At 70.8% G+C, this 12,170-nt stretch carries 9 protein-coding genes; 1 reads left to right on the forward strand and 8 read right to left on the reverse strand.

What is annotated here, in order from left to right; all coding sequences use genetic code 11:
• Positions 1–8: 8 nt before the first annotated feature.
• Genes F620_RS0111905 through dksA form a run of 8 tightly spaced genes read right to left on the reverse strand, consistent with a single transcriptional unit; the run spans position 9 to position 10,895 of the window.
• Positions 9–3,884, reverse strand: coding sequence for an AAA family ATPase (locus tag F620_RS0111905; RefSeq protein WP_081621771.1), 3,876 nt, complete (start codon positions 3,882–3,884; stop codon positions 9–11).
• A 59-nt stretch (positions 3,885–3,943) separates the two neighbouring features.
• Entirely contained in the window at positions 3,944–4,471 is a 528-nt protein-coding gene (locus F620_RS0111910) for a hypothetical protein (RefSeq protein WP_018870921.1), read from the reverse strand.
• Positions 4,468–5,031 carry an RNA 2',3'-cyclic phosphodiesterase gene (thpR, locus tag F620_RS0111915; protein ID WP_019570723.1) on the reverse strand — a complete coding sequence of 188 codons (564 nt, stop codon included), beginning with the start codon at positions 5,029–5,031 and terminating at the stop codon, positions 4,468–4,470. Before thpR ends, F620_RS0111910 begins: the two co-directional genes overlap by 4 nt.
• Positions 5,032–5,036: 5 nt before the next feature.
• The gene (locus F620_RS0111920; protein WP_019570724.1) at positions 5,037–6,359 is read right to left on the reverse strand and encodes a sigma-54 dependent transcriptional regulator; all 1,323 of its coding nucleotides are present in this window, start codon (positions 6,357–6,359) and stop codon (positions 5,037–5,039) included.
• Positions 6,356–9,295 carry a sensor histidine kinase gene (locus F620_RS0111925; RefSeq protein ID WP_019570725.1) on the reverse strand — a complete coding sequence of 980 codons (2,940 nt, stop codon included), beginning with the start codon at positions 9,293–9,295 and terminating at the stop codon, positions 6,356–6,358. The genes F620_RS0111920 and F620_RS0111925 overlap by 4 nt, the downstream gene beginning before the upstream one ends.
• Positions 9,285–9,455, reverse strand: a complete 171-nt coding sequence (locus F620_RS15380; protein ID WP_018870925.1) for a hypothetical protein — start codon at positions 9,453–9,455, stop codon at positions 9,285–9,287. Before F620_RS15380 ends, F620_RS0111925 begins: the two co-directional genes overlap by 11 nt.
• A 1-nt stretch (position 9,456) precedes the next feature.
• Positions 9,457–10,389, reverse strand: a complete 933-nt coding sequence (gene gluQRS, locus F620_RS0111935; protein ID WP_026331445.1) for a tRNA glutamyl-Q(34) synthetase GluQRS — start codon at positions 10,387–10,389, stop codon at positions 9,457–9,459.
• 56 nt (positions 10,390–10,445) lie between these two features.
• The gene (dksA, locus tag F620_RS0111940; protein ID WP_018870927.1) at positions 10,446–10,895 is read right to left on the reverse strand and encodes an RNA polymerase-binding protein DksA; all 450 of its coding nucleotides are present in this window, start codon (positions 10,893–10,895) and stop codon (positions 10,446–10,448) included.
• A gap of 125 nt (positions 10,896–11,020) precedes the next feature.
• Between dksA and F620_RS0111945 the strand changes: the two genes are divergently transcribed.
• A complete protein-coding gene (locus F620_RS0111945; protein ID WP_019570727.1) occupies positions 11,021–11,791 on the forward strand; it encodes an HAD family hydrolase in 771 nt (256 codons plus the stop codon).
• Positions 11,792–12,170: the final 379 nt, after the last annotated feature.

Consider the following 12,170-nt stretch of genomic DNA (forward strand, 5'->3'; position numbering starts at 1 on the left):
CGCGCGGATCAGGCTTCGCGCGGCAGGTCGTGGCTGAGGGCCTCGGCGCCCGGGTTGCCGATGATGCACTGGTCGACCTGGCGCAGGCTGCGGGCCGCCCATTGCCGCCAGTCGGGTTCGCGGGCATGCCGTTCGACCTCGAGCAGAACCTGGCGCTCCACGTTGGGATTGCCCTGTTCCCGCGCCTCGGCGCGTGCCCGTTCCAGTTCCTGCCAACCCTCCGGATCCGCCCCGTGCGCGAGCTCCAGCAGGCTGCGGGCACGCTGGAGCCGGATGGTCGGCTGAAAACAGCGGTCGCCGCGCTGCAGCGAGTTGTCCAGGGCCGCGTCGGCGATCGCCAGACATTCCTGCGGATCGGGGGCCCCGCGCCGAATCGCGTCCAGTAGGAACAGCCGGAACAGGGTGCTGACGCCGTCCATCACGCTGCGCATGATCTCCACCTGTTCGCGGATGATGTCCACGGCCTGGTCATCGCCCAGTCGGGTGCGCGCCCAGGCGGATACCGCGACGGCCCCGGTGCGCCACAGCGGGTAGTCGTAGGCCTCGGCGATGTCGTGGGCCTTGCGCGAGGCCGCCAGTGTTTCGTGCGGGCGGTCGGCGAAGAAGCCCAGGGCGGAGCGGAAACTGTAGACGAAGGCCTGGGTGGGCCGGTGATCGAGCTGGTCGGCGTGCTGGCAGGCCCGGTCCATCTCCACCCAGGCACGTTCGTGGTTGCCGGAAAAGAGCAGCGTCCAGGCGAAAAAGGCGCGTGACAGAATGGCGGGGTTCTCGGTGTGGCGGGCGATCAGACGCGGGTGATCACGCGGCTGGTAGAGCTCCAGGGTTCTTGTCTGGTGGTCCATGGCCTGGCGGAAGTGCCCGGTCCAGAAGCAGGTGTTGCCCTGGGCGTAGCTGGCGGCGATCCGCAGCAGACGATCACCCGAACGCTCCGCCACCATCTCCGCTTCGTGCGCAAGGCGGGCGGCTTCGTCGAAGCCCTGACAGGATCCGGCTCCGTGCCACAGCCCCCACAGTACGCGGAAATGCTCCACGGGGTCGCGCTCGGGCCGCGACAGCTCCGCCGCGCGTTCGAACAGGCCGTGGACCGTGCGCGAGCCGTAGCCCATCAGCGCCAGACTGGCCGACCCCAGCCCGCTGAGGGCCCGCAGGGTGTCGGCCTCGTTGAGCGAGGCGCTGTCGGCGAGGTCGTTCTGGAGGCAGTCGAGGGCATCCTGAAAGTGCTGCGCCGCTTCCGGCAGCATGCCGCGGGCAAAGGCCTGCTCGCCGGCCTGCAGCCAGTGGGTCACCGCTTCGCGGTAACGGCCGGCCTGGTGCAGGTGCAGCGCGACCCGGCCGCCGGCCGGGGCCCCGTACGGACGTTCCGCCTCTTCCTGCAGCAGATCCGCGAGCCGGTCGTGCAGCCGGGAGCGCTCCGAACGCAGCATGGCTTCCAGTGCGCTTTCCCGGTACAGCGCATGGCGGAAACGGAACAGGTTCCCCTCGGAGGCACCGGCCGGTTCGACGAACCCCTTGCGCATCAGCAGTCCCAGTTGCTGGCGGACGTGCTCGGTGGAGCGTTCGAGCAGCCGGGCCAGGATGTTGACGCTGAAATCGCGCCCGATGACCGCCGCCGCACGTGCCAGTTCGCGCGCCGGCCCCAGCTGCTCCATGCGCGCGATCAGGAGGTTGTTCAGGCCGGGGGGCAGTTCATCGCCGGGAGTGCCCGGGTGCCCGTGTTCGAGGGCGAAGCGGGTCAGCTCTTCGAGGAACAGCGGTACGCCTTCGCCCCGCGCGACCAGTTCGTCGCGTACCGTGCGTGGCAGAGCCTGGCCGGGGTCCAGCGCGGCCACCAGATGCCCGGCCGCCGCATTGTCCAGCCCCTGCAGAACGATGGATTCCATCTCCACGTCGCGCCATTCGCTGCGATAGCTCATGCGCGTGGTGAGGACCACCATCAGGGCGGCATCGCGGCCACGGTGGTGCAGTCGCCGCAGGAATTCCGACGTCGCAGAGTCCATCCAGTGCAGGTCATCCACGACCAGCAGCAGGGCCCGGCCGCGCACGCCGGTCAGGGTCAGATCCACGAGGGCGTCGAGCAGGTGGTCGCGGTCGACGTTCCCGGAGCGGAACAGCTCATGGTCCGGGGTCGTGGGACAGGTCAGCCAGCCGGCAATGGTGGCGGCCTTTTCCGCGGCTTCGCCGTGGCGTTGCAGAAGCCTGCGGAGCAGGCGTTCGGCCGCCGCCCGGCGGTTGCGTGTGGCCGCCCATCGTCCCAGCGTCTGGCGTACCGGGGCCAGCAGCTGCCGGGCCGTGTCCTCGCGGCATTTGAGGGCCCGGACCACGCCGTGACCATCCACCTGTTCGGCCAGGCCGCGGGCCAGACGGCTCTTGCCCATGCCCGCCTCGCCCTGGATCAGGACCCAGCGGGAACCGCCACGACGGGCCCGGTCCCATTCGCCCCGCAGGCGGCGCAATTCCGCATCGCGTCCGGCCAGCGGCGCCTGACGGGTCGCCGGGCGTGCATCCACGCGGTCGCGCGGACCCGGGTCTTCGATGACCCGGAAACCGCCCGGGCGTCCGCGCCAGGGCTGGAATTCGAAGAAACCCTCGAGGTTCTCCCGCACCGCGGCCGACACCCACAGGATGCCGGGGCGCAGGGAACGGGCGACGGCCTGGACGCGCGCGGTGAAACGGCCGGCAGGGTCGGGGATGTCGGGGTCGTCGCCGGTGACCACGGTGTCGATGTCCACCGCCGCACGCAGTTCGACCCCGGACGGCGCGGTGCCCAGGGCCTGCCAGGCCGCCCTGACCGCGTCCATCATGGCCTCCTCGCGCCCGGCCGGATAGCCGAAATACGCCAGCAGGCCCTGGCCCGGGGCGCGTACCACGTGGCCGTGATGCGCCAGCAACAGGGCGTCGAGCGTTTCCAGCGCCGTACGAATCCGCTCCCATTGTTCTTCGATGTCCAGGTGTTCGGGTGCCCGCAGATCGCAGACCACGAGCACCAGCCGGCGACGCTCCTGGCGCAGGGCGGTGGCGGAGGCCGCCGCGCGGTCGGTCCGCTGCACGCCGTCATCGCGTGCGCGTTCGAGCTGTTCGCGGATTTCGGCCAGCGCCGGCCCGGGGGCGTGGCCGTCGGTTTCTTCCAGGAGCTGTTCCACGCGGCGATAGTGTTCTTCGGCACGTGCCGGCTGGCCGGCCAGCAGCAGGGTCCGCAGAAACACCGCATTCAGGGGCTCGTCCGCCGGGGCGAGGTCCAGCAGCCGCCGCATCTCGCGGATCCCGCGTTCCGGTTCGCCCGCCCGCCGCAGATATTCGTGGAGGCGCTCGACCGCGGCGCGCGCATGCGACCACAGGACGTCGCGCTGCTGTCGTACCCAGGCCTCCAGGCGGGGCAGGCCTTCGGCCACCGCGTCGGTGGCGAGGAAATGCCCCTGGTACAGTTCCAGGCGCGCCAGCTCGCGGTCGGCAAGGTTCAGGGCATCCTCCGGGCTGGCTTCGGCAGGAGCGACGAACGCGGGTCCGAAAGAGGTGTCTTCGGCAGCGACCCGGAGGAAATCGGCATGGCAGCGATCGTCGACCCGGAATCCGACGTCGCGGGTCGCCGCCTGCAGGTTTTCGGCGAGGGTGTCGCCCAGGTGGCGGCGGATCTGGAACAGGCCCTGACGCAGATTGACGCGTGCGTTGTTGGAATCGAGTTCGGGCCAGAAGAGTTCGGCCAGTTCGCGGCGCGGGATCCGCCGGGGGCTTTCGGCGACCAGATAGATCAGGAGCAGTCCGGCCTTGGTCCCGGACAGGGCCGGAATCTCGCGGTCGTCCACGCTGACCCGCTCGGTCCCGAGCGTCGTGATCTCCAGTTGCGCCAAGGTCTTCCCCCCGTGCCGACCACCGGCCATCCGGATCATACCAGTGTTGGCCGGGACGCTGAATGACCCCTGAAAAGACAGGGTTGGGCGGGGTGGTGTCAGTCGATGCGGATGGTGCTGTACCCCTGCCGCTCGTAACCCATGATGGACAGGAAGGTGTTGCCGACCAGCTCGATGCCGGACAGCAGGTCCTGTTGCCCGAGATCGAAGCGCCGGGTGGCGATGCTGCAGGCCTCCATGTGCACGTTGTCGAGACCCTGCAGATCCCGCAGACGGTCGTGCAGGCGTTCGACCGCGTCGGCGTCGGCGAGGTCGAGGTGATCGGTGGAGTCCGCGACCAGACCGGCCGCCCCGCCACGGAAGGCGAAGATCATGTGCGGTTCCAGGCCCTGGCGCTGCATGTCCTCGCGGGTCTCGAGAATCACGTCCAGCCGCGCGATCAGGCGTTCGGGGTCGCCCAGGGTCACGTCCCAGAGGATGCGTCCTTCCTCGAGGCCGTCGATGGCGCGGGCATCGCCCGGCTTGTCCGCCAGTGCGGGCAGCGCCAGGGCCAGAAGGAGCAGGAGCGCCAGACCGCGGGACAGGCCGGAGATCGGGCCGGAGATCGGGGAATGGTCGAGTGTCATCGGTCGCCTCCGTCAGATGGGTTACTTGAGGATAGCAGGTGACGCTCCGCCAGCAGGCGATAGGGGCCGGGGTGGCCGTCACGACCGGATTCGATCAGCACCAGATGGTTCGCATGCCAGACCACGGGGACGGGCGGTGCCTCGACTTCGGGCGGCGTCGGCGCGTGGCGGCGCAGGGTTACGTGCGGGCGGAACGGGCGCTCTTCGAGCCGGACCCCGGCGGCGCGGCAGGCCCGGGTTGCGGCGCTGGCAAGGGCTTCCAGCCCCGGCGGGGTGGATGACGGTCCGATCCAGCTGACGCGGGGACCGGGGAAATGCCCGTAGCGGTCCAGGTGCAGGTCCACGGCATGTTCCGGGAACGCCGGCAGGGCCTGCGCCAGGGCCTCGGCGACCGGCGCACCCACGGTGCCGGCAAACGCCAGGGTCAGATGCAGGTGGGCGTGCGGTACCGGACGCCCCGGGCCCGGCAGTTCCCGGGCCAGCGCGTGCAGGGCATCGCGGGTGGCCGGGTCCGGCCACAGGGCGAAGAAGACCCGGCGTTCGGCGGGTGTGGCAGTCATGGCGTTCACGGGCGCGGCAGGTTCTCGCGCTGGCGGCGTTCCCACAGGGTCTTGCGGCTGATGCCCAGGGCACGGGCGAGTTCGGTCTCGTTCATGCGCGTCTGATGCTCCAGCACGAACTGGCGGAAGTAGTCGTTGAGGCTGGTGTTTGCCGGGGCCTCCGGGGGTGCGGGACCGCTGGCGGGTGGCGTGCTGGCCTCGAGGCCGAGGTGCGCGGGCTCGATACGTCCGTCCGGGGCCAGCACCGCGCCGCGCTCCAGCGCGTTGGCCAGCTCGCGCACGTTGCCGGGCCAGTCGTGACGGCGCAGGAGTTCCAGGGCCGCCGGTGTCAGCTCCGCCGGGCCGCCGGCGGAGCTGCGTTCGGCGAGGAAATGCCGGGCCAGGACTTCGATGTCCTCCGGTCGTTCGCGCAGGGGCGGGATCGCCAGTTCCAGCACCCGCAGGCGGTAATACAGATCGGCGCGGAAGCCGCCGTCGGCGATCATGCGCTCGAGGTCACGATGGGTAGCCGCCAGCAGCCGGACATCCACCTGCCGGGCCTCGCTGGATCCCACCGGCCGGATCTCGCCATCCTGCAGAAAGCGCAGCAGACGGGCCTGGGCGGCCGGGGCGAGCTCGCCGATCTCGTCAAGGAACAGCGTGCCGCCGTGGGCACTCGCGATCAGGCCGGTGCGGGCCTGTACGGCCCCGGTGTAGGCCCCCTGGGCGTGGCCGAACAGCTCCGCCTCCACCAGGCCCTCGGGGATGGTGGCGCAGTTGACCGCGACGAAGGGACCGTCGGCCCGCGGCCCCAGACGGTGCAGTGCCCGCGCGGCCAGTTCCTTGCCGGTGCCGGATTCCCCGCGCAGCAGCACGGTGGATTCGGTCTGTCCGATGCGGCGGATCTGTTCGCGCAGGTGGCGGATACCGGGGCTGTCGCCCTTGAGGCCCAGGTCGTCGCTGCTCGTGTCCCGCTCCGCGTCCGCATCGGGCTGCGCGCCGGCGCGTCGGCGCAGGGTGGCCCGCAGCGTCAGCAGCAGGGCGTCGTGGTCGAACGGCTTGGCGATGTAGTCCGCGGCGCCGTTTTTCATCGCCTCCACCGCCGACGGCACCGAGGCGTAGCTGGTCATGATCACCACCGGCGCGCGGGTCTCGCCCAGCAGCTGCGTGCCTTCGCCGTCGGGCAGGCGCAGGTCGGCCAGCAGCAGGTCCGGCTCGCCGCGCGCCAGCTGCCCGCGCGCCCGGGCGAGATCCTCCGCGGTGTCCACCGTCAGGCCGTGGTGGACCAGATAGCGGCTCACCGCGCGTCGGATCGGGGCCTCGTCGTCCACCAGCAGGATGCGCGTCATGACGGATCTCCTCCGGGGAGCGTGAGCAGGAAGCGGGCGCCGCCCTCGGGGCGGTTGCTGGCGGTCAGGGTACCACCGTGATCCTGCACGATGGAGTAGGCCACCGGCAGGCCCAGGCCGGTGCCCTGGCCGGTGGGCTTGGTGGTGAAGAAGGGCTCGAACAGCCGGTCGAGGCTGTCGGGCTCGATGCCCGCGCCTTCGTCCTCCACCGCGACCCGGATGCGGCCGTCTCGGCGTTCCGCGCCCACGCGCACCGTGGCCCCCTCGGGGGAGGCCTGTTCGGCGTTGGTCAGCAGGTTGATGAAGACCTGCAGCAAGGGCCCGCGGGCCCCGCGGACCTGCAGCCCCGGGGCGTCCAGGCCGAAGGTGACGAAGTGCAGGTCCTTGCGGCCGGCCAGCCGGGTCAGGCGGATGGCCTCGTGGATCAGTTCCCCGGGGTCGAGGTCTTCGAACCGGCTGCCGGCCGGTTCCTCGGCATGGGCAAAGGTGATCAGCGACTGCACGATGTCGTTGATGCGTCGGGTCTGCGCCAGTACGTCGTCGGCGATCGCACGGATCTCGTCGGGGTCGTCCTCCAGCGGCAGGGTCTGCGCGAGCGAGGCGATGCCGGTCAGCGGATTGCCGATCTCGTGCGCGACCCCGGCGGCGAAACGGCCGATGGAGGCCAGGCGGTCGCTGTGGGCGATCTCCGCCTCCAGCTGGGCGCGGTCGGTGACATCCTCGATCAGGATGATGCGGCCCTCGCGCCGCCCGTCCGAATCCAGCAGGTCGGACTTGTGCAGGTTCAGGCGGCGCCCGCCGTCCTCCAGTTCCAGGTGCAGTTTGTACCACTGCGGGTCGGGACTCTCGATGAACGCCGTCAGCAGCCCCCGCCAGGGCCGCGGCAGGCTGTCCAGTGGCTGCCCGGTGGCGGTGTCCGGCGGGATGCCGGTGAGCTGGCCGAGGGCCTGGTTCCAGCCGGTGATCTCGCCGCTGGCGGTCAGGCTGGCCACGCCCAGCGGCAGTTCGTGCAGGATCTGGCGGTGAAAACGGCGCAGGGCATCCAGTTCGGCGGCCAGCCCGGACAGCGGCAGGGCGCGCGTCTCCAGCTGTTCCTCCACCCGGCGCAGACTCTCGCCCAGGGTGTGGCGGCCGGCGGCGTCCAGGCGCAGGTGCTGGTCGACGATCATGCGTGCCAGCACCGGTCCCAGCAGCCCGGAAAGGTTGCGCTCGATGCGTTCGCGCAGGCGCCGCAGGTCACTGCGCGAACGGGTGTGGCGCGGCAGGCCCAGTTCGTCCAGCGCCCGCTGAACCTCGTGGCGCGCCGGTCCCGGACCCAGGGTCGCCCCCAGCGCGGTCTCCATCTCGCCCACGTCACCGGCCAGCGGCAGCCCGCCGGCGGTGCCCGCGGCGGCGTCGCCCGGGCAGCAGGCACGGCCGGCCTCGCGCTCCTCCGCATTGGGCCGGGTCAGCAGGGATACCGCCACGAACAGCAGCGCGTTGAGTCCCAGGCTGAGGGTCAGGGCGAACGTCCAGGGATCGAGATGGCCGGCTTGCAGCCAGTCCCGCGGGTCCGGCAGCCCGGGCAGGATGCCGGCGGTGTCCAGCAGTGGCAGGACCAGGGTGAACAGCCAGCCGAGGATGCCGGCACCGAGGCCGGCGAGGAAGCCGATGCGGGTGGCGCGGTTCCAGAACAGCAGCCCGGCCAGCCCAGGCAGCAGCTGGGCCACGGCCGCGAACGAGATCAGGCCCAGTTCGGCCAGCCCTTCGACCACCTGCAGCACGCCGTAGAAGGCGTAGCCCAGACCGATGATCAGTACCACCCAGGTACGGCGGGCCCACAGCAGACGGCGGTACAGGTTGCTGCCGGGCGCGTCGTCTTCCTGCAGCCGGCCGATCGGGGTGAGGTAATTGGTGCCCATGTGCGCCAGGGCCAGGGTGGTCACGATCATCATCGCGCTGGCCGCCGAGACCCCGCCGATGAACACCAGCAGCGCCAGCGTGGCCGAATCCAGCCACCCGGCGATGCCGATGGCGTAGTAGTTGGGGTCGATCGCGAGCCCGGCCGCCTCCCCGGCCCAGTAGAGCACGGGCATCGGCAGGTTCAGCAGCAGCAGGAAGGCCGGGAACGCCCACGCCGCACGGTTCAGGGCGCGCGGATCGATGTTCTCGGTGAACAGCATGTGGAACTGGCGCGGCAGCAGGAACGCGGCGGCGAAGGCCAGCACCATCATCGCGAACCAGCCGCCTTCGCGCACCGGGGCGTAGAGTGCCTCGGTGGCCCCGGGGTTGGCGTCCAGCCATGCGTTCAGACCGGCCGGCCCGCCGAACACCGCGAACAGCGCGACCGCGGCGATGACCAGGATCGCGATCAGTTTGATCACCGACTCGAAGGCGATCGCCAGCACCAGCCCGGCGTGCTTCTCGCGCGGGGCGATGTGGCGGGCTCCGAACAGGATCGCGAACGCGGCGATGGTGAGCGAGAACGCCAGCGCCAGCAGGTGCGGCGGGGTCTCGGCCGTCAGCACCGCGGCGGATTCGGTGACAGCCTTGATCTGCAGGGCGATGTACGGGAGCACCCCGGCGAGCATGAACAGCGCGACCACGGGGCCGGTCAGACGGCTGCGGTAGCGGAACGCGAACAGGTCCGCCAGCGAGGTGAGCTGCTGCTCGCGGGTCAGGCGCAGCAGCGGCCGCAACAGCCACGGGGTGGCGGCAAAGGCCAGGGTCACCCCGAGATAGATGGTCAGGTACAGATAGCCCTGTTCGGCGAGAAAGCCGATGTTGCCGTAGAACGTCCAGGAGGTCGCGTACACCCCCAGCGACAGGCTGAACACCCAAGGACTGGCGGCCAGTCGGCCGACCCGGGTGCTGCGGTCGGCGACAAAGGCGATCCCGAACAGGATCGCCAGGTAGGCCACGCCCACCGCATAGATCAGGCCCAGACTAAGGGTCACGCCGCCGCCCGGTGGCCAGTGCCACCACTCCGACAAAACCCGCCCAGATCGCGAAGGGCCACCACCAGGCCGGCGCGGCTCCGGCCAGCCACAGCACCGGCGGGCCGAGGAACAGCAGCACGCCCAGCAGCGTGATCAGGACGCCGTGCGAGGTGTCCATGTCAGGCTTCTCCGTCGGGCCAGGGCAGGTGGCTGGCAGGCGGCAGGCGCCGGGTCAGCGCACGCCGCGCGAGGCGGTCCAGGGCCTCCTGCAGCTGGACCTCCGGGGCATCGGGGTACAGCGGATCCGAGGGCGTCAGCTCGATGATCTCCAGGATCCGCGCCAGTATCCGGCGGGCCGCATCGCCATGCACCCCGGCGGCGCCGGTATGCTTGGAGAGCTTGTCGCCGTCGCCGCCCACCAGCACCGGGTGGTGGGCATGCTCCGGCGGGGCCAGCCCCAGCGCCGCATACAGCTGCAGCTGGCGTGCGGTGGACCCCAGAAGGTCGACGCCGCGCACCACGTCGGTCACGCCCAGTTCGTGATCGTCGATCACGGTCGCCAGCTGATAGGCATGCAGCCCCCCGGCGCGGCGGATCACGAAATCGCCGCCCAGGGCCTCCAGATCCAGGCACAGGGGGCCCTGGAAGCGGTCCTCCACGGTCCAGTAACGGGTCGCAGCGTGGGCACGGACCGTGCGGCCCTCGCGCCCGGCGGGCAGGCCCGGGCGGCAGGTGCCCGGATAGACCGGGCCTTCCCAGCCGGCGACGCCGGCGGTCCGGATCTCGCGCCGGGTGCAGGCGCAGGCAAAGGCATGGCCGGATTGCAGCAGGTGGTCGACGGCTGCAGCGTAGACCTCGTCCCGGTTCGACTGGCGGGTGAGGGGACCGTCCCAGCCCAGGCCGAGGACGTCGAGAGTGGCGAGGATCGCATCCTCGGCACCGGCCCGGACGCGCGGGAGGTCGATGTCATCGATGCGCAGGTGCCAGCGCCCGCGCGCGGCGCGGGCATCCAGCCAGGAGATTACGGCGGCGAGTACGGATCCGGCATGCAGGGGGCCCGAGGGCGTGGGCGCGAAGCGGCCGACGTACGGGCGGTCGGGCGCGGATGACATGCCGGGCGGGCAGGGGGACGGGGGGTGCGACCCGGTGCGGGTCGCACCGGGACCCGTCACGCCATCTGCTTTTCCTTGATCTCGGCGAGCTGCTTGCAGTCGATGCACAGCGTGGCCGTGGGGCGGGCCTCCAGCCGACGGATACCGATCTCCACGCCGCAGGCCTCGCAGTAGCCGTAATCGCCGCTTTCGATCGAGCGCAGGGCCTCGTCGATCTTCTTGCTCAGCTTGCGTTCGCGATCGCGTTCGCGCAGTTCGAGACCGAACTCTTCTTCCTGGGTGGCGCGGTCCGCCGGATCGGCGAAGTTGGCCGCGTCCTGGCGCATGTGGCCCACCGTGCGATCCACTTCCTGCGCGAGCTCTTCGCGCCAGGCCTCCAGAAGCTGGCGGAAATGCTCGAGCTGGTCCGGATTCATGTACTCTTCGTCCGGCTTCGGCTCGTAGGGCGCGATGCCTCCGGCGACCATGTGTTTCGTGGACGGCTTGGCGTTGGCGTCTTCAGCCATGCTGGGTGTTCTCCGGCTCGAAATGAAGGCGCACTTAGTACCAGAGAAGGGGGGCACGAGCAAGTGGTGTGCCATCGTTTCATCCCATTAACATGTTCTGATTCACGTGCGGAGGCGGTTTTTTCATGGCATCCCTGCAGGCTTTGATCTTCGACGTCGACGGCACCCTGGCCGACACCGAGCGCGACGGCCACCGGGTAGCCTTCAACCGGGCCTTTGCCGCGGCCGGTCTGGACTGGGAGTGGAGCGTGGAGCGCTATGGCGAGCTGCTGCGCGTGACCGGCGGCAAGGAACGCATCCGCCAGTACCTGACGGAAGACCACCCCCGGGTGCTGGAGGAACCGGGCATCGATGACCGCATCCGGGCCCTGCACGAGGCCAAGACCCGGCACTACGTGGCGATGCTGGAGGGCGGGGCGATCCCGCTGCGCCCCGGGGTGGAGCGCCTGCTGGACGAGGCCGCCGCGGCCGGTCTGCGCCTGGCAATCGCGACCACCACCACCCCGGCGAACGTGACCGCGCTGCTGCGCGCGACCCTGGGCGAGGACGGGCCGGCGCGCTTCGAGGTGATCGCCGCCGGCGACATCGTGCCGGCGAAAAAGCCGGCCCCGGACATCTACACCCATGCGCTGGCCGAGATGGGCCTGACGGCCGCGGACGCGCTGGCGCTGGAGGATTCGGACAACGGGGTGCGCTCGGCCCGTGATGCCGGGCTGGAGGTGGTCGTCACCACCAACGATTACACCCGTGATCAGGGGTTCAGCGGGGCGCTGGCGGTACTGGACGGCTTTGGCGAACCGGGCGCCCCGGCGCGGTCACTGGCCGGGGCCGAGCTGCCCGGCGACGTGGTGGACGTGGCCACCCTGCGCCGCTGGTTCGACCACGCCCGGCCGTGAAATCGGCCGGAGGGCCGGCCTCCCACCGGGGGCCAGGGTTCGCCCTGTAGGAGGCCAGCCCCCTGGCCGATCCGGCGCAGGAGCCGACGCGGCGCAGGAGATTGCCCGGACGCACAATCGGCCGGAGGGCCGGCCTCCTGCCGGGGGCAGGGTGCGGCCCGTAGGAGGCCAGCCTCTGGCCGATCCGGCGCAGGAGCCGATCCGGCGCGGGGGATTGTCCGGACGCACCATCGGCCGGAGGGCCGGTGTCCTGCCGGTGGCAGGGTGCGGTCCGTAGACATGATGGATTGACCTGCCCGACCTCGAGAGCGTGGGTTATGTTCTCGGGGTTGGGACAACCACCTTCAACACAGAGCCAATATCGAGGGGGCAGGTCATG

Source organism: Thioalkalivibrio sp. ALE11 (assembly GCF_000381205.1).
Classification (GTDB): domain Bacteria; phylum Pseudomonadota; class Gammaproteobacteria; order Ectothiorhodospirales; family Ectothiorhodospiraceae; genus Thioalkalivibrio.